The sequence below is a fragment of the Marinobacter sp. ELB17 genome (genome assembly GCF_000169375.1).
GTDB lineage: Bacteria > Pseudomonadota > Gammaproteobacteria > Pseudomonadales > Oleiphilaceae > Marinobacter.
Window position 1 is genome coordinate 1 of sequence record NZ_AAXY01000005.1, and the last position, 21,345, is coordinate 21,345.

Genomic DNA, 21,345 nt, shown 5'->3' on the forward strand with positions numbered 1-21,345 from the left:
AGGCGCTGTCTACCAGCACTCGCGACCGCTACAACGATGTGCGCCAGCGCTTGCACACGGCCAAACAGCGGCAGGAACTGGTCGCTCGCCTGCAACAATGGACCGGATGCATTCAAGCCCGCGGCCAAGCTCCTATCGATAGAACCGACGTTCCCTTGGAATGGACAAAATTTAATCAGCTCGATCAGCCTATCGATTTTCAGGAACTGGCTATTCGTACCGAAATACTCGCCGATCAGCCATCACCCGCAGCAGACCAGCGTAAGCGCTTGGAGATTCAAGTGCAGCGCCTGGCGCAAAGCATTGGTGCTGCCGAACAATCGGCCAGTCCACTCACCGATGCCGAAAAGCTGGTGGCATTATGGTGCCTGGCTCCGGCTTCCACCGCGGCCTCCAAAGAACTGGAGCAACGCATGGTGAATGCGCTTGAAAGCTTGGTTTAAGGCTCCTGCGCCAGCAGACATAATCATCCGCATACACCTTTGCGCCGTAATAGTGATGAATAGATTGTCACCTGGCGCAACGGTACATCTATAGCCAGGCGTGTAGCGCTTGCCTACAATCATTAAACGGGTCGCTGGTTGAACACCTTAACCGCGACCACCAGCATTTAACTCGGTTAGGTAGGTTCTATGTCCATTGTGGAAAGACTGTGCTCACAGCGCGTAGCCCGCAGCAAGCCCGTAAAAGCGTTGGCGCTCGCGATTTCGCTTTCCGTGTCTTTCGGGGCCGTCGCCAGCAGCGAGTCGCTCCAAAGCTATCAGCCAGTTGCGCCCACCATTGATCAAGCACGGGCTAACATACTGATTGCAAGGCAACTGCAGTTCACCCATTTTCGCGACTTGCGGGTTAGCGATGATTTGTCTGGCGACATCTTCGACACTTATCTGAAATATCTGGACGGCCAGAAGGTCTACCTGACCCAAGACGATCTGGACGGTTTCGTCGATATTCGAGATCACTTGGGTTCAGCCCTGCGCACCGGTAAGTTGCAGCCGGGATTCGATATTTACAATCTGGTGCAAAAACGGATCATCGAGCGTCTGCATTTTGCTCTGAACCTGCTGGACCAAAGCGTTGGCACCTTAGACTTCGGCAGTAACGACAGCATTTTGCTAGACCGTTCTGACAGCGACTGGGTCGCTAACAGTGCCCGGCTAGACGAACTTTGGACCAAACGCATAAAAAACGCCGTGCTGGCTCAACGCCTGAACGGTAGCGACGACGACGCCATAACAGACACTTTGCGGCAGCGTTACGAAGCCCAGCTCAAACGTGCTTACCAAGCCCGCAGCGAAGATGCGTTTCAGGCCTACATGAACGCCTTCGCCGGCATGTGGGACCCACACACATCGTATTTTTCACCACGCACCTCTGAAAACTTCAACATTAATATGAGCCTTTCGCTGGAAGGCATAGGTGCCGTGCTGCAAGGAGACAACGAATACACCAAGGTGGTGCGATTGGTTCCTGGCGGCCCGGCATTTCAGCAAGGCCAGTTACAACCCGCAGACCGGATTGTATCGGTCACCCAAGAAGGCGAAACGCCAGTCAACGTGATCGGCTGGCGTCTGGATGAAGTGGTCGATCTAATCCGCGGGCCGCGTGACTCCGTGGTCACACTGGAAGTCATTCCGTCTGGCGCGGCCGATGAAACCATTACCAAAGCCATCGCTATCAAGCGCGATCAGGTCAAGCTGGAAGAACAGAGCGCCAGCAAAAAAGTGATAGAGCTCGATCGCAACGGTGAAACCTATAAGGTCGGCGCCATTACCATTCCTACCTTTTACGCCGACTTCCAGGCCATGCAGGCCGGCGATCGCAACTACAAAAGCACCACCCGCGATGTGCGCAGTCTGCTGGAGGAGCTTGAGGCTGAAGGTGTTGAAGGATTAGTCATTGATCTGCGAAACAACGGCGGTGGTGCCCTGCACGAAGCCAACGATCTGGTGGGATTGTTTATAGACAGCGGCCCAACCGTGCAAATTCGCAACGCTAATAACGACGTGCAGATTCTGAACGATGAAGACCCAGAGGTTGCCTTCAAAGGGCCGATGGTGGTGCTGGTAAACCGAATGAGCGCATCCGCGTCTGAAATCTTTGCAGGTGCTATTCAGGATTATGGCCGCGGCCTGGTAGTGGGCTCCCAAACCTTCGGCAAAGGCACTGTACAAGCAGTTCGGCCGCTGAATCACGGCCAGCTGAAAATCACTCAGTCCAAATTCTACCGGGTTTCCGGCGGCTCAACCCAGCATAAAGGCGTTATGCCCGACATCGAAATTCCGTCGCGCATCGATAATAGCCTTATTGGGGAAGATGCGCTGGACCGCGCCCTGCCCTGGGACCAAATTGATGCTGTTGATCACACCCAGTATTTTGACTTCAGCAATATAATTGACGAGCTGCGCCTGCGCCACGATAAGCGCTTTGAAGCCAGCCCCGAGTTTAGCTTGCTACAACAGGAAATCGACTTTCTGAAGCAGCAACGCCAGCAGAACTCCGTCAGCCTGAATATGGACGAACGCCAGCAACAGCATAAACAAATCGAACGCACCCGGCTGACCATTGCCAACGCCCGCCGTGAACTGCTCGGCGAAACGCCATTCGACACAATGGAAGAACTGGACGACTGGCAGGACCTGCAGGCCGCCGACCTGAACTCCAATGATGAAGAAACGGATTTTGTTATCCGCGAAGGCGGCGAAATTATGGCGGACATGCTTGAGCTGGACCGTCGAACGGCCGCGCTGCCGGCGATGGGCTCGCCCCTGACGGCCAAAGCACAAACTGCACGGGCGTCAACCGAGCTCTGACCAGGTTCAAACCGAACGTATGCGCCTTGGCGGCTGCGATGGAATTCAACACCGCTGCCGCCAAGGCGCAAATACTATTGCCGGTGCACGGTTAACTGCGCCCCGCCCGAAAGGCTGATTCATGACGGCAGAGACCATTATCGCAGCGGATACCCGTATCAACGCCCGCTGGGTGATTCCCATCGAACCTGCAGATCAGGTTTGGCATCACCACGCGGTGATTGTGCAAGGCAGTCATATTGTTGCCGTATTGCCCCAAGCCGAGGCCGACACTCATTACCGCACTCGCGAAACCCTGAATTTGCCACATCATGTGCTGATGCCAGGGCTAATCAATTTGCACGGCCATGCCGCCATGTCGCTTTTCCGCGGCGTAGCTGACGATATACCGCTAATGACTTGGCTGAACGACCACATCTGGCCATTGGAGGGCGAATTTGTGTGCGAACAGTTTGTTGCCGATGGCACCCAGTTGGCCATGGCTGAAATGCTGCGCACCGGCACCACCACATTTTCGGATATGTATTTTTTCCCGGAAATTGCCGCCCAATGCTCCGCTGATGTTGGCATGCGTGCACAAATTTGCTTTCCGCTGTTAGACTTTCCCACCTGCTGGGGCAGTGGCCCGGAAGAATACCTGCGCAAGGGCGAGCAGTTGATCAACGCCTGGCAGGGCGATGAATTCATTATGCCCGCCATAGGCCCCCATGCGCCCTACACCGCTAATGATGACACTCTGGCTCGCGCCGTGGCTCTGCAAACAAAGACCGGCGTAAAATTACAGATCCATCTGCACGAAACCGCGCTAGAAGTGCAGAACGCCGAACAGCACTCAGGCCAGCGCCCAGTCAGCCGAATGGCGCAGCTGGGCGTGCTGGGGCCAAACACCCAGTGCGTGCACATGACCCAAGTTGATGACAGCGACCTTGAACACTTGTTGCACAGCGGCGCCCACGTTGTTCACTGCCCGGAATCCAATATGAAACTGGCCAGCGGCCAATGCCCCGTGCAGCGCCTGAGCAAGGCCGGTGTTAATGTCGCCATAGGCACCGACGGCGCTGCCAGCAATAACGACCTTGACCTGTTCAGCGAGCTGCGTAGCGCAGCGATGATGGCCAAACATCTGGCCGGTGACCCTGCCGCGCTTTCTGCCCACCAGGCACTGCGTATGGCCACCTTGCAGGGCGCAAAAGCCCTGGGCCGGGAACAGGATCTGGGCTCACTGGAAGCCGGCAAGTGCGCCGATATCATTGCCGTTGATCTTAGCGACCCGTTTTTACAGCCAGTGTACAACCCTGCTTCGCACCTGGTTTACAGCCTGCACGGTCGCGCTGTCAGCCACAGCTGGATCAACGGAGTGCCCCAGATACAAAATGGCGAACTAACACGCATTGATGTGCCCGACCTCATGCTGCGTGTGGCAGACTGGGCCGAACGCATTGGCCGTTATCAGGCCGGCTAAAAAAGCCAGCACGGCCAGCTGTATGTAACCGTATTTAAATCGCATCACCAGGCAGGCAAACATGACGACTCCTAACCCAGGCCGTAATTCAGATCACTCTTCAGATTCCAACTTGAACCACAATGTGGATCGTAACGAAATCGCCAAATTTGAGGCCCTGGCCAGCCGCTGGTGGGATCCCGGCAGCGAATTCAAACCCCTGCACGACATCAACCCGCTGCGCCTGAACTACATCGACGAACGCGTGTCTCTGCCTGGTAAAAAAGTCATCGACATTGGCTGCGGCGGCGGCTTGCTATCAGAAGGCATGGCCCGCCGTGGCGCCCACGTGACCGGTATCGATATGGGCGAAGCACCGCTAAGCGTGGCGCGCCTGCACGGGCTGGAAAGTGGTGTTCAAGTCGACTATCAGAAAATTACCGTGGAAGAAATGGCCCGAGACCCACAGCACGCAGGCCAATACGACGTTGTTACCTGTCTCGAAATGCTTGAGCACGTGCCAGATCCGGGCTCGGTCATTCGCGCTTGCGCCAGCCTGCTAAAACCCGGCGGCCATCTGTTTGTGTCCACCATCAACCGCAACCCGAAATCGTTTCTATTTGCCATTATTGGGGCCGAATACGTGTTGAGCCTGCTGCCAAAAGGCACCCACGAATGGAAAAAGTTCATTCGCCCGTCAGAAATGTCAGACCACCTGCGCAATGCCGGCCTGGATATTCGTGAACTGACCGGAATGACTTACAACCTGTTGACCAAAGTGTATAAGCTTGGCCGCAATGTCGATGTCAATTATATGATGCATGCAAAGGATAGCCGTGAAGCCTGAACTGAATCCTTCAGCGGTGCTGTTTGACCTGGACGGCACTTTGATTGACACCGCGCCGGACTTTGTCCGTGTTCTAAACCGCATGCGCACTGCCTATGGCCTTGACCAGTTGCCAGTGCCGTACATTCGCTGCATGGTGTCAAACGGCGCCCGTGGCATGGTTCGTGTAGGATTTGGGCTAGAGCCGAACGATCACGGCTACCAACAGAAACACACCGAATTTCTAGACCTTTACGAACAGGGCATGACCATAGACACCTGCCTGTTCGAAGGTATGGACAGCTTGCTGCGCAATTTGGAGCAGCGGGCTATTCCCTGGGGCATAGTGACCAACAAACCGGTGCGTTTCGCTGCGCCCGTGGTGGCCGCCCTGGGGCTGGCGGAACGCTGTGGCACCTTAATTTGCCCAGACCACGTCAGCCAGCGCAAGCCTCACCCGGAACCCATGTTTCTGGCCTGCAAAGAAGTCAATGTAGAGCCGCAAACGGCTATTTACGTAGGCGATCACCAGCGCGACATAGACGCCGGTATGAACGCCGGCATGACCACCATCGCCGTGCGTTACGGTTATATCGAAAAGCCTGAAGAGGCGGATCTATGGGGTTCTCACTATACCGTCGATAGCGTCAGCGAACTCGCAAAGCTGTTACAATAGTTCCCATTACTTACCGATACCGGCGGGCCAGTAACCTGTCGGATTTTGTTGTGCACTTTTGCCCTAAATGGAGACAGGTCATGCAGAATTACCAGGCCCCCGCCGACTTACTGAAAGATCGCATTATTATGGTCACCGGCGCCGGCAGTGGTATTGGCCGCACAGCGGCTATTGCCTACGCCGCCCACGGCGCAACGGTGATACTGGTCGGCCGCACCGTGTCTAAACTGGAATCTGTGTACGACGAAATTGAAAACGCCGGTTATCCAAAGCCCGCCATCGTTCCCATGAACTTTGATGGCGCCGCCATGAAAGACTACGAAGAACTGGCAATGACCCTGGAAGACAATTTCGGCAAACTTGATGGCCTGCTGCACAACGCCGCTATTTTGGGCGATCGTAGTCCGGTGGAACTGTCTGACCCGGAAAAGTGGGCCAAGGTGATGCAAGTCAACAGCATGGCGCCGTTCCTGCTAAGCCGTGCGATGATACCGTTGCTGCGCAAATCCGGTGATGCATCGATGATCTTTACCTCGTCTAGCGTAGGGCGTTCCGCGCGGGCTTACTGGGGTGCCTATGCAGTATCGAAATTTGCGGTAGAAGGGTTGAGCCAGCTACTGGCCGATGAGCTCGATGACGAGCGGAATAACATTCGCGTTAACACCCTGAACCCGGGTGCTACCCGCACCAACATGCGAGCCCACGCGTACCCGGCGGAAAACCCCCAGCAAAACCGGGCACCGGAAGAATTAATGCCCATCTACCTGTACCTGATGGGCCGTGACAGCGCAGGAATTAACGGCCAGCAGCTAGACGCTCAGCCAAAATAATGGAGCTGTTGTTCTACACCACAGACCAGTGCCACTTGTGTGAGCTTGCAGAGGCGCTATTGGCCAACACCCCCACGCCACAGCCAATACCCGTGAACGTGGTGGATATTGCCCAATCAGAGCAATTGGTTGCCCGCTACGGCACTCGCATACCAGTTTTACGCCGCAGCGACACCGGCAATGAACTGAGCTGGCCATTTACCCAAAACCAGCTTCTTAGCTTTTTACAATGAGGTTTGCCTGACATGCTGATGGTTATTTCCCCTGCGAAAACTCTGGATTATCAAAGCCCGCTGGCAACCGAAGACCACACCCAGCCCGACTTTCTAGAGCCCGCACGGGCGCTGATTGACCAGCTAAAAGAACTTGAACCGCACCAGGTCAGCAACCTAATGGGCATTAGCGACAAGCTGGGGCAGCTGAACGCCAAACGCTTCAGCGACTGGAGCACACCGTTCACGCCCAGCAATGCCCGCCAGGCCATTCTTGCGTTCAAGGGCGATGTTTACACCGGGCTGGATGCCGAAAGCTTTAGTAACAGCGAATTTCAGTTCGCGCAGAAGCACCTGCGCATGCTGTCCGGCCTTTACGGGGTGCTCAAACCGCTCGATCTGATGCAGCCTTACCGCCTGGAAATGGGCACAAAATTTGAAAACCAGCGCGGTAAAGACCTGTATGCGTTCTGGGGCGATACCATCACTCAAGAGGTCAATCGCCTGCTAAATGACGACGACGGCGTACTGGTTAATCTGGCGTCTAACGAATATTTCAAAGCAGTGCACAAAAAAGACCTTGAAGGACGGCTGATCACCCCCAATTTTAAAGATCAGAAAAACGGCCAATATAAAATCATCAGTTTTTATGCCAAAAAGGCCCGCGGACTGATGTGCCGCTACGCCATACAAAATGGCATTACCAAAGCCGAAGACCTGAAAAAGTTCGACCTTGATGGTTACTACTTCAGCCCCGAGCAGTCTGATGCCAACAACTGGATCTTCCTGCGCGAGGAGCAAACCAAGGCCTAACGTTACGCCTTGGTAGGTAAAGCGTGAATACTCCTTGCTTGGCGTATTTCCAGCCGGAGCACAATTTTCTATCGCTGATTTTAAACTTCTAAGGAGTCTGTTTATGAACGAAGCAGTATTCTCACAAATCTCCATGGCCGTTCTGCTGACTGGTCTTGTAATCTGGATGGGTTTTATTGTCTGGGATCTGGCCAAAAAATCCAAAGCGGGGAAATTCGGCACCTTTATGATGTTTACTATCATGGGTGCGGGCGTACTGGGTTTTGTCATCAAAACCGTGCTGGTTGAAGTCATCCAGATATAACAGCGCTATCTACTACAGTTGAACCTTTTACAGTTCAGCGTCTGCTTTTTATTTTCTACCCGTGCACGATCTGTTTTTGACTCAAGGATGCTTCCAGTATGTGGTTTCGCAATGCCCGTGTTTTTCGTTTTACCAAACCCTTCGATATCACCACGGATGAACTGGAAGAAAAGCTCCAGGCAGACACGTTCAAGCCCTGCGGGCCTCAAGAAACCACACGCCAAGGTTGGGTAGCGCCACTAGGCAAACACGGCGAGACACTGGTGCACAGCGCCAACGGCTATCATCTGATTGCACTGCGCCGGGAAGACAAGATTTTGCCCAGCTCCGTGATTAAGGAACTGATGGAAGAGCGCGCCGAAGCCATTGAGATCGATCAGGGCCGCAAAGTACGCCGCAAGGAAAAAGACGAGCTGAAAGAGCAGGTCATGCTGGAAATGCTGCCCCAGGCGTTTTCCAAAAACCGTCGCAGTTTTGCCTATCTGGCACCGAAAGATGGCGTGATGGTGGTGGATGCAGGCTCGGCCAAACAGGCCGAAGAAATCGCATCGGCGCTGCGCAAAAGCATCGGCTCATTGCCCGTGCGGCCACCCGCCGTGGAACAGGCGCCCATCTTCACCTTTACTGGCTGGCTGGACGAATCCATTGATTTACCGGCACAAATTGAGCTGGGCGATGAATGCGAACTAAAAGACCCAGCGGAAGACGGCGGCGTTGTGCGCTGCAAAGGTATGAACTTGCAGGCGGATGAAATTCAAAACCACCTTCAGGCCGGCATGCAAGTCACTAAGCTGGCTATTACCTGGGACGACAACGTGTCCTTCGTGCTCGACGAAGAGCTGGGCATTCGCCGCCTGAAGTTCGGCGAAACCCTTCAGGAACAGCTGGAAAACGTTGACGCTGACGACGCCCTGGCAAAATTCGACGCCAGTTTTAGTTTGATGACCCTGGAACTCGCAAAGCTGATTCCAGGGCTGCTCGAAGCCCTGGGCGGCGAAGATCGTTCGGCTTTAATCGATGGTGAAAACCGCCCTGCCCCGGTCAGCGAGTAACCCCACAGCGGACGGCGTGATTTGAAGATCAGTGGCCGCCCTTGTTTAACCTTTCTCTCTGCCAGTCTTTTTCAGGTTCGTTCAATACCAGGCTCAGGTCCATCACTTCCTCATCCTGATTGAACTTGATGTGGAAGCCCAGATGCTCGGCCAGGTTCAGCATGGGCCGGTTGTCTGGCAGTACATCCCCCACCATTTCCGCAGTGCCACGGGCCCGGCAGTAGTCGATCATTTTCCCCATCAGGGTCTTGCCCAAACCTTCGCCCTTCATTTTGTCGTGCACCATCACCGCAAACTCACAGCGCAAATTATCGGCGTCTGTCCAGGTGCGCACGGTGCCCAGGGTTTCCTCGCCTTCGCCGTCTTCGCGGGGCGCGTTGGCAATGAACACCATCTCGCGGTCGTAATCGATCTGCACCATCTGCGCCACGTCTTCGCGGGAAAAATGCTTGCGATACTGGAAGAACCGATAGCGAATAGATTCTGGTGACTGAAGTTCGTGAAACGCCCGGTGGGCAGGCTCGTCTTCTGCAAGTACCGGCCGAATAATCACACGGCGGCCGGATCTTGGCAGCACTATCCACTCCTCAAACTCCCGCGGATAAGGCTGAATGATCGGTTTACCTGGTTTGTCAGACAGGTTGATTGCCACATTAACGGCCACCGCGCCTTCGTCGTTAAACAACAGCGGCGAAATTTCCAGCCCCTGAATCTCCGGAATGTCGATCACAATTTGCGACAGAGTCACCAGGGTTTCCGACACAGCGCGAATATCGTGCTCCGGTTTCAGACTGTGCTCTTTCAAAAGCTTATACATATAGGTGCGCCGCAAAAGCTCGCGCGCCAGCACCATATTCAACGGCGGAAATGCAATCTGCCGGTCGGTCATGACGTTGATCTGGGCGCCAGCAGCACCGCACACGACCAAGGGCCCGAACAGCGCATCACGGGTGATGCCCACGCTGAACTCAATCCCGCCCACATGCTGATAGGAGAACTGCACCGCAAAACCCAGGAAACCGCTTTCCGGGAAATGCTTGCCGTATTCCTCCAACAGGCTTTGACAGCCCTCAATAATGGCGGCCTCGCTGTTGAGTTTGGGCATGGTGCAGTTGTAGCGTTTCTGATTGGGACTGTAGGACTGAAACGGATGGCAGGCCTGCTCGTGCACCAGCGTAATATCCATGGGCCGGCGTTCTACCGAAAATGCCCCCAGTACCTCATCCACATCGTCACAAAATATCGTGTCTATGGCGCGAATGTTGTAATCACTCAGCACGCCACGCGCTTCTTCATTGGTTAAATAATGACGCCCGGCATGCAACGCGTTTACGATCACCCGGCGGGTCTTGCTGTGGTCTGACAAATGATCGGTAAACGACTCCGGGGTTTCTGTCAGCAGGCGCTGCACCCGCTGATGACGTACGTGCTGCATGAACGCCATCACCGCTTTTTCCGGGTTAAAAAACGACGGCACGCCGGCGCGATAGAACTCCTCGCGGGAATCCATCACCGTGCTCTGGCCCAGCCAGCAGGTAAACACGTTCAGCCGTGTGCCCTTTATGCCCTGGATCACCGAGTTGGCAATCTCGCGGCTGTCGCCGGTCAGGCTTGGCGCGTACATCACTAACACGTTCGCAAGCTCCGGTTCTTTCGACAGAATCTTCAGTACTTTGGCGTAAAGTTCCGGCGACGCGTTGTATCCCAAGTCAATAGGATTGCGACGCGTCCAATACGGTGGCAACAGCTCTGCCAGCGCCTCAATGGCCGATTCCGATAACGTGGCGAGCTCTCCACCCAGATACGCCAAACGGTCTACTGCCAGCACGCCTGGCCCAACACCGTTGGCTATCATAACCAGCGATTCGCGGCGCAGGGGCTTCATGCGCGTCAGTGTTTCCAGGGCATCAAACATCTGTCCCAGGCCGTCTACCCGCAGCACACCGGCGCGTTTGAGCATGGCCTCGTAGATAGGGTCGCTGTGTTTGATGCCGGCCGGCAGTTCGTGAACGAACCATTCTGATTCCGGCACCCGGCCAGACTTCAAGGCAATAACCGGTTTTGTGCGCGACGCCACCCGCACCGATGACATGAAACGGCGCGGGTTCGGCACGTTCTCAAGGTGCAGTAAAATGGCGCGAGTGCGCGTGTCTTGGGCCAGGTAATCAATAAGATCGTCATGGTCGATGTCCATGCCATCGCCCAGAGTCAAAAAATACGAAAAGCCGACACCGCGGGCAAAGGCCCAATCCAGCACCGCGCTGGCAATGGTGCCCGACTGGCCAACAAACGCCACCCGGCCCGGAATAGCCCCCATGTGGGCGTAGGTGGCGTTCAACTTACGTGCCGGCACCATCAGCCCGATGGTGTTGGGCCCTAGCACCCGAATTCCGCTTTCACGAGCGGCGTCCCGTACCGAATACATCAATGGCCGGCCGGTTTTGCTGTGGCTGCGCGACATACCACCGGTCATCACAATGGCGGTACGCGCACCGGCCTTGCCCAAGCGCCGAATCATTTTCGGTACGGTTTTCGGCGGCGTACAAATAATCGCCAGTTCTGGTACGAACGGCATGTCGGCAACGCTTTTAGCGCAGGCCACGCCGTGCACGTTGTCGTAATCGCTCGGGTTCAGAACCAGCAGCTTGCCAGGGTAATCGCCGCCCAGCAGGTTGCGCAGAACCATACCGCCCAGGTTGTCAGCCCGTTCAGAAGCACCCACCACCACTATAGACTCAGGATTAAACAGGCTTTCCAGGTATCGAGTGCTCAAGCGCAGGCTCCTTAGTAATCGGGATCACAAGAATCAGTGTATCTTAGGCGCTGTTTAATTGATGTAAAACGTCAATTGGCGCAATTTTGACCAGGATTAAGGTTAGACCAAAGAAAAACCTCAACCGATTTTTTCCTGATATGATAAAAAAAATACAATAAACCAGCGGGGCAGCCAACGTATTATGACCACGGCCTTTTTTTCCCACGACGACTGCAACAAACACAACATGGGCCCAGAGCACCCAGAACGCCCTGAGCGCATGGCCGCCATTCAGAGTTACCTGGCAGACACCGCGCTCAACCAGGATCTTGACTACGTTCGCCCGGATGAAATTACCCGCGATCAACTGCTGATTGTTCACCCGGAAAGCTATCTAAAGCAGCTCGACATGATGCAGCCAACCCGTGGCCGCGTGTTCACTGACCCAGACACCGCGATGATGCCCGATACCCTGCGCGCTGCGCGCCTGGCGGCCGGCGCCAACATTCAGGCGGTTGATATGGTGATGAGCAGCCAGGTCACCAATGCGTTCGTGTGCGCCCGCCCACCTGGCCATCACGCCGAACGCAGTAAATCCATGGGTTTCTGTTTTTACAACAACGTGGCCCTGGCAGCCATGCGTGCACTGAGCTTCCATCGCCTGGAACGGGTTGCGATTATTGATTTTGATGTTCACCAGGGCAACGGCACCGTAGACATTGTCGGCGGTGATGAACGCATTCTTATGTGTTCAAGTTTCCAGCACCCGTTTTACCCGCACACTCATGTGCACCGCCAGGCTGAAAACATCATTAATATTCCACTGCCGGCGGATTGCTCAGCACTGGATTATCGCCACGCCGTGGAAGCTGGCTGGCTGAAACGCCTACAGAACTTCAAACCACAGCTGGTGCTGATTTCTGCCGGATTTGATGCCCACAAGCTGGACCCGATGGGCGAGTTCAATTTGGAAACCGAGGATTTTCGCTGGTTGACCGAAATGCTGGTCAGCGTTGCCAAAGACCACGCCAACGACCGGATTATCTCGTCGCTGGAAGGTGGGTATCATCTAAAGGCCCTGGCGGAAAGCGTAGCCACCCATCTGGAGGTGCTGCACGCCGTAAAATGAATCAGAGCAAGCCTTGCGCGCCGCTGTTAACCGCCGCCATTAGCCTGCTTAATTAACCGGCCATCAACCAGCACCAGGCTCAGATATGGCGGTGGCCTGCTGCCATTGTGTGCTATCGCCCTCACGCTCCATGCGAATAACAACGCGCCGGTTTTGCGCCGGGTTTCCGGAAGCCGCGAATTGGTCACCGTGGGCGCGCACTGTAATTCTGCTTTCCTCAACACCCTGGCTTTTCAGGTAGCCCGCCACCGCATCGGCGCGATCTTGCGCCAGCTTCCGGTTGTCAATCCGGCTTCCCCTTCTGTCGGTATGACCGTCCACCAATACCTTAGTCACCGTTGAATCGGCCAGTACATAGACCACAACCTTATCCAGGCTGCGCCTGTCAGCGTCGCTCAATGCCACACTGGCCGAAGAAAACAGAATCTGCGAACCCTGTAACTGATCCAAATTGGCCGGCAACAGACCACCCGCACAGGCGCGATAACCTTGAAAGGGCGAAGCGAAGTTGATGTTCGACACGTGCACCCGTACCGGTTGAGTATTGAACCAGGACTGCCGGGTAAGCGTCGGCGAGAGGCCGTCCAGCAAGCCATACGCAACCTGCATACTCTGGCCAGCGCTTAATACGACCGCACTGCGACCTTCCGGAACCGTAACCAGGCCCAGTGGTCGCGGCGCAACGCCAGGGCGCCAGCTTGGCGCCTCGGCCACCAACATTCCCCTGCCGGGGCGCATCAGCGGCGTGTCGGCTTCCAGCGAAAACAACAGGCTCTCACCCGCGCGGTGGCGAAAAGTTGCGCGGCCGTAGCCGGGCACCTCGTGTACCAGCGCACACTCAAAGACCGATTCTGTCAAATACCACTGGCTGTTTTCGATACCCGCGCCAAAGCTTGTTGCCAGCGCAGGCGCGCTCAGTAAAGGGCAAACCATCAAGGCTGCCGGCAAACAACGGGTTAACAATTGCGTTCGCAACGTCATCGATTACTACCTTTAGGGGTCTTCGTGGCCACACGGGTTGGCCGTTCAACGCTCGGTTACCTTAAGTATCGGCCAGTCGCTTTGCATCTTTAGGTCACCGTCCATTTTTATAATGTGGCCGTTACCATCGCGACCCGTTCAGTAAAACAAATCGCACAACCTTCTGTTATACTTCAGCGAATTTTTCGGCGCCGCCGCGTATCTTTTGCGCATTGCATCTTTCACGTTTTTAAAACGCATCGGTTTTTTAATGAGTGGCTCGCAATCATGACCCAGCAACTAACGATTACCCGCCCCGACGACTGGCATCTGCACGTTCGTGACGGCGCCATATTGAATGACGTGGTACCCGCGACCGCTGCGGTATTTGGCCGCGCCATTATCATGCCCAATCTGGTACCGCCGGTGACCACTGCCGACCAGGCATTGGCCTACCGCGAGCGTATTCGCAACGCGGCCGGCAACAGCCATTTTGAACCGCTGATGACCCTGTATCTGACCGAAACCACTACGCCAGAATGCGTGCGACAAGCCAGGGCCCATGGCGTAGTCGCTGCCAAGCTTTACCCGGCCGGAGCGACCACCAACTCAGATTCCGGTGTAACCGATGTAGCCAACATCTTTCCGGCACTTCAGGCCATGGCCGATTGCGGCATGCTGCTGCTGGTGCACGGCGAAGTGACCGATGCCGACATCGATATTTTTGATCGTGAAAAAGTATTTCTAGAGCGAGTTCTGGCGCCTACACTGGCGGCGTTTCCAACCTTGAAAGTGGTTTTAGAGCACATCACTACCGCAGATTCCGTCGACTTCGTGCGCCAACACCCGGGCGACAATCTGGCCGCCACCATCACACCCCAGCATCTGATGTACAATCGCAACCACATGCTGGTTGGTGGTATTAGGCCTCATTTGTACTGCCTGCCTATTCTTAAGCGCAATCGCCATCAACAGGCGCTGCGTGAAGCAGTGGCCAGCGGCGACAAACGGTTTTTCCTGGGTACCGATTCTGCGCCCCACACCAAAGACCGCAAAGAAACGGCGTGCGGCTGCGCCGGTTGCTACTCAGCGTTTGGTGCTATCAGCCTGTACGCACAAGTGTTTGAAGAGTTGGGCGTGCTGGACAAACTCGAAGCTTTCGCCAGTTTCAACGGTGCCGATTTCTATGGCCTGCCGCGTAACACAGACACCATAACCCTGGTACGCGAGCCCTGGACCATGCCTGATGAGCTGCCGCTAGCCGGTGGCAGCATCGTGCCATTGAGCGCCGGTGAAACCATTTACTGGCGCCTGGCGTAATCCTTCATTACATTACCTTTTCACATAGCGCCATCGTTGGAGTTTGAGTGACCGAAGAAAACAGCCAAACGCACCCCATGTCCCGTCGCTTTCGCGGGTTTCTTCCTGTTGTCGTAGATGTTGAAACGGCCGGATTCAACCCCGCCAAAGACGCCTTGCTGGAAATAGCAGCGGTGATGGTCACCATGGACGAAAACGGCTTTCTGCACCGTGGCGAAACTTACCTGCAGCAGATAGACCCGTTTGAAGGCGCCAATTTCGAGCAGTCATCGCTGGACTTTACCGGCATAGATCCGTGGGACCCAGAGCGTGAAGCGGTGCCGGAGCGCGAAGGCCTGAGTGAGATATTCAGCCCAATACGCAAAGCGATGAAAGCCTTCGACTGCAAGCGTGCAGTTCTTGTAGGGCACAACGCTACGTTCGACCACAACTTTGTGTTCGCCGCCAGCGAGCGCGCAGACATCAAGCGAAATCCGTTTCATCCGTTTTCAACGTTTGATACCGCCACCCTGGCCGGCCTGGCTTATGGCCACACAGTGCTGGCCCAGGCCTGCAAACTGGCTCGTATTCCATTTGACAGCAAAGAGGCCCACTCTGCGGCTTACGACGCGGAAAAAACCGCCGACCTTTTCTGCAGTATCGTGAATCGCTGGCAGGAACTTGGGGGCTTTCCACCCCCGCCTTTCGAATAGTATTGTTGCAGAATTGAAAAGTTGCAGAATGAAAAAAAGCGGCGGTGCCAATGCACCGCCGCTTTTTTATTACCAGTGAATTCACCCTGCAGTGTTTGCTACCAGTGAATGCCTCGCATAATAGCTGCAAATGCCACCTGATCGGTGGATGCACCCTTTTCAGCGCTTACCTCTTTGCCTTTTTTAGGCATCGAATCCGGGAACATCTTGTAGCCGGTATTCATTAGAATTTCACTCGCCTTGGGTGCCACCGCGTTTAGTACCTGAGCAAACACGCCCATCCGCGTCGCAATGCGCTTGGGCCGGTAAACAATCGCATTCACCACCATGTCCGCTGCCTCTTCCGGGCTCAATGTGGGCACAGAATCGTAGATTTTAGTGGGCGCTATCATCGGCGTTTTCACCAACGGCATGTTGATGGTGGTAAAACAAACGTGCCGGTCTGACCACTCCGCCGCGGCGCAACGGCTGAACGAATCCAGTGCCGCTTTAGAAGCGACATAGGCCGAAAAGCGCGGCGCGTTGGTCAGCACACCAATAGACGAAATATTGATGATGTGGCCGCGGCGACGTTCTAACATGGCCGGCGCAAAGCCCATGATCAAACGCAACGAACCAAAATAGTTCAGCTGCATGGTGCGTTCAAAATCGTGAAAACGATCAAAGGACTTGTCCAGTGAGCGGCGTATGGAACGGCCGGCATTGTTTATCAGCACATCCACTGCACCGTGATTCTCGCTGACGGTTTGAATAAACCGGTCACAAGCGTCCATATCCGCAAAGTCACACTGATACGCATGTACGTCGGCACCTCGCGCGTTTAATTGCGCGCTGACTTGGTCCAACGTTTCCTGGGTACGTGCTCCAATCACCAGAATCGCACCCGCGTCCGCCAACTTTTCCGCTGTCGCCAAGCCAATACCGGAGGTGGCGCCGGTTACCACGCACACTTTACCTTCCACGGTGCCGCGCAGAGTGCGGTCTGTGAACAGATCGGGGTCCAGATTGCGCTCCCAGTAATCCCAGATCACCGGTGCATAGTCTGGCAGGCGGGGCACTTCTATACCGGTGCCTTGCAACACGCGTTCGGTTTCGCGAGCATCAAAGCGGGTGGGATAATTGATAAAAGACAGCACCGACGCAGGAATACCCAGATCGTCCAGCAAAGCGCGACCCATGCGCTTCACCGGCGGCAAATTTTTCAGGCTCTGGCGAATAAAGGGCGGTACAAATCCGAACATGCGCGAATCAATACGCATGCCCATCTTGGGTGCGTGGCCCGCCTCACAGAATATATTGAGTATTTCACCCACCTTGTACGGGTCAGAATCCACCAGATGGAAACACTTGCCGTCTTCGTCTGGCAGGTGGGCGATATGGTCTAACGCATCAGCCACAAAATTCACCGGCACAATATTCAGGCGGCCCCCTTCAAGACCGATGGTGGGCACCCATTGGGGCAGTGCGCCGCGAATCTTCTGAATCATCTTGAAGAAGTAATAAGGCCCGTCGACCTTGTCCATCTCACCGGTAGCGGAGTCACCAATCACCATACCCGGGCGGTAAATGCGGAACGGCAACTTGCACTCGTCGCGCACCACCCGCTCAGACTCGTGCTTGGTGCTGAAATAAGGGTGGTCGAGCTTACCAGCCTCGGCAAACATGTCTTCACGGAAGGTGCCTTTAAACAGACCTGCTACCGCGATGGACGACACGTGATGAAAAATCCCGGCGCCGAGCGCCTCGGCTGCGGCCACGGCAGCGCGAGTGCCATCAATGTTGGCGGCTTGCTGTGACTCTTCACTGGCAGACATATCGTAAATGGCCGCCAGGTGAAAAAAGTGATCAATCTTTCCACTCAGTTGCTTTAATGTTTTTTTATCAAGGCCAAGGCCCGGGGCGGTCAAATCGCCTACTACCGCCTTGATCTGTTTTTCATCAGCGCCCAGCTTCTCCCGCAAATCCGCCAGCTTTTGCACCGACTGTTCACGCACCAGTACATGAACGATAGCGCCGCGCGCCAGCAACCTGGCTATCAAAAACCGACCGATAAACCCGGTGCCGCCTGTTACAAAATAATTCATGCATTATCCGCCCTAATTGTTACGTTATTGTAAAATAAGTTATAGCAGTGTTTGCGTATAAAGGTCTAAGGCATTGATGTTTTAGCAACCCATGACCATCAATGCGATAATCGGGAACTTTCGACGCACACCCGCGTCTGCTATCCATCGTATCTGTTGTTTGGAATAACGTCATGTCCCAGAAAAATCCCAACGCCGAGCGCTACATTGCCATCGCTCGCGCCTGCCTGAAAGCCATCAACGACACCGCCGCCAAAGCGGGCGACCGGGAGCAGAAAATCCAGGCCGTTTACGAAGCCATAGACACCGCTTTTCAAGCCGAATTCAAAAGCCAGCGCCAAGCTGTTGCGGTTATGGCAACAGTACTGGAACGCATTGCCTCTGGCGAGCTCAGCGCAGAAAAAGCCGCCGAATTGGCGAGAAAAACCTTAAATCAACAACCACAGACCCATGGCAAAACAAGGATGCACTGAAATGACGCCTGACCTGACGCAGCCAACAAGCCGAAACCGATTCTGGCCAGCAGCCCTGACCTTCTTATGTCTGTTATTCGCCAGTTCATTCAGCCTTGCCGCCCAGGAACCGACAAAAAGCCCCAACGACGCCAATCTGTACCGTTATTTACAATTAGATAACGGCCTGCGAGTTCTACTGGTGTCGGACAAAAGTGCAGACAAAGCCGCTGCGTCTTTGAATGTAGCCGTTGGCAGCGGTGACGACCCCGCCGATCGTGAGGGCCTGTCTCACTTCCTGGAACACATGCTGTTTCTGGGCACCGAGAAATATCCTGAACCCGGCGAGTACCAGCAGTTCATCGCCAGCCACGGCGGCAGCCACAACGCCTTCACCGCGTTTCAGGACACCAACTACTTCTTTGACGTGCAGGCCGAATTTCTAGAGCCGGCTCTGGACCGCTTCGCCCAGCAATTCTCCGCCCCCCTGTTCACCGCCGAATTGGTAGACCGCGAACGCAACGCGGTGCATTCGGAATACAGCTCCAAGCTCAAAGAAGACGGCAGGCGCTTTTTTTCAGTTCGCAAAGCGGTTACGCCTGTCGAACACGCCTTCCACCAGTTTGCCGTGGGTAACCTGACCACACTGGAAAACAGCGAACAACGGCCGTTGCGTGAAGACCTGGTCAAATTTTGGCAGCAACATTACTCTGCCAACTTAATGAACCTGGCAGTTTACGGGCCGCAATCGCTGGATCGCCTGGAACAACTTGTGCGCGGCCGCTTTGACGCCATCGAAGACCGCAAACTGACGCAGAAGCGCCACAGCGCGCCTTTGGTTGATCGTAAGCAACTGCCCACAAAAGTGACCGTGGCGTCGCTGAAAGACATACGCAACATGTCCCTGGTATTCCCTATTGCCTCACAGCAGGATCAATACCGCACCAAACCAGCCCGCTATGTGACCAATCTGTTGGGCCATGAGGGCCCTGGCAGCCTGTTTGACGTGCTGAAACGCGCGGGACTGGCCGAAAGCCTGTCGGCGGGCCTGGGCATGGACACCGGCGATGGCGCCACACTGGAAATCTCCATGGCCCTCACCAAACAGGGCCTGGAGCAGCAAGACACCATTCTTCCGCTGGTGTTCGCCTACATCGATAAAGTGCGCGACAACGGCATCAGCGAGCAACGTTTTGAAGAAATGCGCAAGCTGGCCGACATTGATTTCCGCTTTAACGAAAAAAGCGACCCCATACACCAGGTAATGCGCCTGGCCGGGCAACTGCAACACTATCCGGCAGCCGACATACTGCGCGCGCCCTGGTTGCTGGAAAGCTACGCGCCCGACCAGTACCGCGAAATTCTTGAGCAACTCACCACCGACAACCTTCTGCTGTTTGTGCTGCAACCCGAGCCCGATCTGGGCCAAGCTCGCGCTACGCAGTGGTATAACGCTCAGTGGCAACAGGAACCCTTAAGTGCTCAACAATTGAACCAACCCGCCAACGTCGCTCTTGCCAGCCAGCTTGCGCTGCCGCAAGCCAACCCCTTCATACCGGAAAACCTTGCCATGCTCAGTGGCAACACCATGACCCAGCCCGAACAACTGCTGAGTGCTAGTGCCAATAACAGTGCCGATGATGGCGTCAATAATGGTGGCGGAATTGAACTATGGTACGCCCGGGATACCCGTTTCGGCACCCCCAAAGCCAGCGTATACCTGAGCCTGCGCACGCCTCTGGCACTGGAGTCCGCCCGCAACGCTGTACTGCTGCGATTGCTGACAGACGCCCTGAATACCAACTTGAATGCCTGGGCCTACTCCGCGCGCCTGGCCGGGCTGGACTACAGCATTTACCCCCACCTGCGTGGGTTAACACTGAGAGTGGGTGGCTACAGCGACCAAGCCAACACGCTGCTGCGCCAGATTTTACAACAGGTAGCCAACCCGGAACTGACCCAGCAACGCTTTGACATCGCGCGCCAGAACCTTGTGGACAGCTTGGTGAATGAATCCCGTAATCCTCCCAGTGAACAGATTGCAGACTATATTCAAACCGCACTTCTGGAGGGCGTCTGGCGGACCGAAGACAAGCTAAAAGCCGCTCAAGAAGTCACCCTGAATGACCTTCAAGCCTTCCAGCAACAGCTAATGACAGGTTTGGACCCTGTCATGCTGGTTCACGGCAACCTCAGCGCCGCGTCTGCACTGAACATGGCCCAACAGGCACGGGCTCTGATCATGGCCGACAGCCAGTACACGAACGTAGAACGCAGCCGCATACGCCAGATTCCCGCAGGCGAAACACGCGTGAATCTAGACATAAGCCACCCGGATGCCGGCTACACCTTGTACCTGCAAGGTCCGAATACCAGCCTAGCAGAGCGCGCGCAGTATCGGCTACTTACTCAGATTATCCGCAGCCCGTTCTACGAGAACATTCGCACCCAGCGCCAACTGGGCTACATCGTTTACGCAACATCATTCGAAATGCTGGAAACCCCGGCGCTCGCGCTAGTCGTGCAATCTCCAGACACCAACCCGCAGGCTATTAATGCCGCTGTGGACGAGTTTATGGCAAGCTTCGCCAGTGCCCTGGCAAGTATTGGAAGCAAAGAGTTGGAGCAGGAAAAGCAGGCCGTTATCAGCGGCATACTGGAGCAAGACCGCCAACTGGGCGATATCTCCGGGCGTTTCTGGCAGGAAATTGACCGCGGCAACAGCAACTTTGACTCCCGCGAGCAACTGGCCAAGGCGATTGAAAATGTCAGCCTTGCGCAATTGCAAAGCACTTTCCGCACCGCATTGGAACAACGTGAGCGGGCGTTACTGGTCACTTCGGAAGGCCAGATTACAGACGTAAGTGCAAACAAAGCCCCAGAAGCAAGCCAGACCGCGCCAGCAAATCGCGACAACGCAGACGAACAAATGCAAAAACTCAGAGCCCAGCCGCCAGTCACAGAGGGATAACGGCTCTTGAAACAA

Annotated in this window: 17 protein-coding genes and 1 pseudogene; 15 read left to right on the forward strand and 3 right to left on the reverse strand. The window is 55.2% G+C overall.

Features of this window, described 5'->3' with window-relative positions; translation table 11 throughout:
- The 10 genes and pseudogenes from MELB17_RS07930 to rdgC all read left to right on the forward strand — a co-directional run.
- Positions 1-443 (forward strand): annotated as a pseudogene (locus tag MELB17_RS07930) (DUF349 domain-containing protein); the annotation flags it as partial.
- A 189-nt stretch (positions 444-632) separates the two neighbouring features.
- Complete coding sequence (locus MELB17_RS07935; protein WP_007349664.1) at positions 633-2,813, forward strand: carboxy terminal-processing peptidase; 2,181 nt, start codon at positions 633-635, stop codon at positions 2,811-2,813.
- A 121-nt stretch (positions 2,814-2,934) separates the two neighbouring features.
- Complete coding sequence (locus MELB17_RS07940; RefSeq protein WP_007349665.1) at positions 2,935-4,275, forward strand: TRZ/ATZ family hydrolase; 1,341 nt, start codon at positions 2,935-2,937, stop codon at positions 4,273-4,275.
- 61 nt (positions 4,276-4,336) lie between these two features.
- Entirely contained in the window at positions 4,337-5,101 is a 765-nt protein-coding gene (gene ubiG, locus MELB17_RS07945; RefSeq protein WP_007349666.1) for a bifunctional 2-polyprenyl-6-hydroxyphenol methylase/3-demethylubiquinol 3-O-methyltransferase UbiG, read from the forward strand.
- On the forward strand, positions 5,091-5,756 hold the full coding sequence (locus MELB17_RS07950) for an HAD-IA family hydrolase (RefSeq protein ID WP_007349667.1): 666 nt from the start codon (positions 5,091-5,093) through the stop codon (positions 5,754-5,756). Before ubiG ends, MELB17_RS07950 begins: the two co-directional genes overlap by 11 nt.
- Positions 5,757-5,836: 80 nt before the next feature.
- Entirely contained in the window at positions 5,837-6,586 is a 750-nt protein-coding gene (locus tag MELB17_RS07955; RefSeq protein ID WP_007349668.1) for a YciK family oxidoreductase, read from the forward strand.
- Entirely contained in the window at positions 6,586-6,819 is a 234-nt protein-coding gene (locus MELB17_RS07960) for a glutaredoxin family protein (protein WP_007349669.1), read from the forward strand. Before MELB17_RS07955 ends, MELB17_RS07960 begins: the two co-directional genes overlap by 1 nt.
- Before the next feature lie 12 nt (positions 6,820-6,831).
- Positions 6,832-7,611, forward strand: coding sequence for a peroxide stress protein YaaA (gene yaaA, locus MELB17_RS07965; RefSeq protein WP_007349670.1), 780 nt, complete (start codon positions 6,832-6,834; stop codon positions 7,609-7,611).
- Positions 7,612-7,714: 103 nt separating this feature from the next.
- Positions 7,715-7,915, forward strand: a complete 201-nt coding sequence (locus MELB17_RS07970) for a DUF2788 domain-containing protein (RefSeq protein ID WP_007349671.1) — start codon at positions 7,715-7,717, stop codon at positions 7,913-7,915.
- A gap of 98 nt (positions 7,916-8,013) precedes the next feature.
- Positions 8,014-8,967: a recombination-associated protein RdgC gene (gene rdgC, locus MELB17_RS07975; protein ID WP_007349672.1), complete on the forward strand. Its 954-nt coding sequence runs from the start codon at positions 8,014-8,016 to the stop codon at positions 8,965-8,967.
- Positions 8,968-8,995: 28 nt separating this feature from the next.
- On the opposite strand, the gene MELB17_RS07980 is transcribed toward rdgC, so the two are convergent.
- A complete protein-coding gene (locus MELB17_RS07980; protein ID WP_007349673.1) occupies positions 8,996-11,740 on the reverse strand; it encodes a GNAT family N-acetyltransferase in 2,745 nt (914 codons plus the stop codon).
- A gap of 184 nt (positions 11,741-11,924) precedes the next feature.
- Between MELB17_RS07980 and MELB17_RS07985 the strand changes: the two genes are divergently transcribed.
- The gene (locus MELB17_RS07985; protein ID WP_007349674.1) at positions 11,925-12,851 is read left to right on the forward strand and encodes a histone deacetylase family protein; all 927 of its coding nucleotides are present in this window, start codon (positions 11,925-11,927) and stop codon (positions 12,849-12,851) included.
- A gap of 63 nt (positions 12,852-12,914) precedes the next feature.
- Here MELB17_RS07985 and MELB17_RS07990 read toward each other — a convergent pair whose 3' ends face one another.
- Complete coding sequence (locus MELB17_RS07990) at positions 12,915-13,832, reverse strand: flagellar protein MotY (RefSeq protein ID WP_007349675.1); 918 nt, start codon at positions 13,830-13,832, stop codon at positions 12,915-12,917.
- A 267-nt stretch (positions 13,833-14,099) separates the two neighbouring features.
- On the opposite strand from MELB17_RS07990, the gene pyrC reads away from it, so the two are divergent.
- The gene (pyrC, locus tag MELB17_RS07995) at positions 14,100-15,131 is read left to right on the forward strand and encodes a dihydroorotase (protein ID WP_007349676.1); all 1,032 of its coding nucleotides are present in this window, start codon (positions 14,100-14,102) and stop codon (positions 15,129-15,131) included.
- A gap of 47 nt (positions 15,132-15,178) precedes the next feature.
- Positions 15,179-15,823: a ribonuclease T gene (rnt, locus tag MELB17_RS08000; protein WP_007349677.1), complete on the forward strand. Its 645-nt coding sequence runs from the start codon at positions 15,179-15,181 to the stop codon at positions 15,821-15,823.
- Positions 15,824-15,921: 98 nt separating this feature from the next.
- Here rnt and MELB17_RS08005 read toward each other — a convergent pair whose 3' ends face one another.
- Positions 15,922-17,907 carry an SDR family oxidoreductase gene (locus MELB17_RS08005; protein WP_007349678.1) on the reverse strand — a complete coding sequence of 662 codons (1,986 nt, stop codon included), beginning with the start codon at positions 17,905-17,907 and terminating at the stop codon, positions 15,922-15,924.
- Between the two features lie 173 nt (positions 17,908-18,080).
- On the opposite strand from MELB17_RS08005, the gene MELB17_RS08010 reads away from it, so the two are divergent.
- Together MELB17_RS08010 and MELB17_RS08015 are read left to right on the forward strand one after the other, a co-directional pair.
- Complete coding sequence (locus tag MELB17_RS08010) at positions 18,081-18,380, forward strand: hypothetical protein (protein WP_007349679.1); 300 nt, start codon at positions 18,081-18,083, stop codon at positions 18,378-18,380.
- Position 18,381: 1 nt separating this feature from the next.
- Entirely contained in the window at positions 18,382-21,330 is a 2,949-nt protein-coding gene (locus MELB17_RS08015; protein WP_007349680.1) for an insulinase family protein, read from the forward strand.
- The last annotated feature ends 15 nt before the right edge of the window (positions 21,331-21,345 follow it).

Excerpts from the sequence above, each read along its gene's own strand:
- MELB17_RS07970 (WP_007349671.1), top strand. The coding sequence starts at position 7,715 with ATGAACGAAGCAGTATTCTCACAAATCTCCATGGCCGTTCTGCTGACT.
- rdgC (WP_007349672.1), top strand. The coding sequence starts at position 8,014 with ATGTGGTTTCGCAATGCCCGTGTTTTTCGTTTTACCAAACCCTTCGAT.
- MELB17_RS07960 (WP_007349669.1), top strand. The coding sequence starts at position 6,586 with ATGGAGCTGTTGTTCTACACCACAGACCAGTGCCACTTGTGTGAGCTT.
- MELB17_RS07940 (WP_007349665.1), top strand. The coding sequence starts at position 2,935 with ATGACGGCAGAGACCATTATCGCAGCGGATACCCGTATCAACGCCCGC.
- pyrC (WP_007349676.1), top strand. The coding sequence starts at position 14,100 with ATGACCCAGCAACTAACGATTACCCGCCCCGACGACTGGCATCTGCAC.
- yaaA (WP_007349670.1), top strand. The coding sequence starts at position 6,832 with ATGCTGATGGTTATTTCCCCTGCGAAAACTCTGGATTATCAAAGCCCG.
- ubiG (WP_007349666.1), top strand. The coding sequence starts at position 4,337 with ATGACGACTCCTAACCCAGGCCGTAATTCAGATCACTCTTCAGATTCC.
- MELB17_RS07990 (WP_007349675.1), bottom strand. The coding sequence starts at position 13,832 with ATGACGTTGCGAACGCAATTGTTAACCCGTTGTTTGCCGGCAGCCTTG.
- MELB17_RS07985 (WP_007349674.1), top strand. The coding sequence starts at position 11,925 with ATGACCACGGCCTTTTTTTCCCACGACGACTGCAACAAACACAACATG.
- MELB17_RS07935 (WP_007349664.1), top strand. The coding sequence starts at position 633 with ATGTCCATTGTGGAAAGACTGTGCTCACAGCGCGTAGCCCGCAGCAAG.
- MELB17_RS08015 (WP_007349680.1), top strand. The coding sequence starts at position 18,382 with ATGACGCCTGACCTGACGCAGCCAACAAGCCGAAACCGATTCTGGCCA.
- MELB17_RS08005 (WP_007349678.1), bottom strand. The coding sequence starts at position 17,907 with ATGAATTATTTTGTAACAGGCGGCACCGGGTTTATCGGTCGGTTTTTG.
- MELB17_RS07955 (WP_007349668.1), top strand. The coding sequence starts at position 5,837 with ATGCAGAATTACCAGGCCCCCGCCGACTTACTGAAAGATCGCATTATT.
- MELB17_RS08010 (WP_007349679.1), top strand. The coding sequence starts at position 18,081 with ATGTCCCAGAAAAATCCCAACGCCGAGCGCTACATTGCCATCGCTCGC.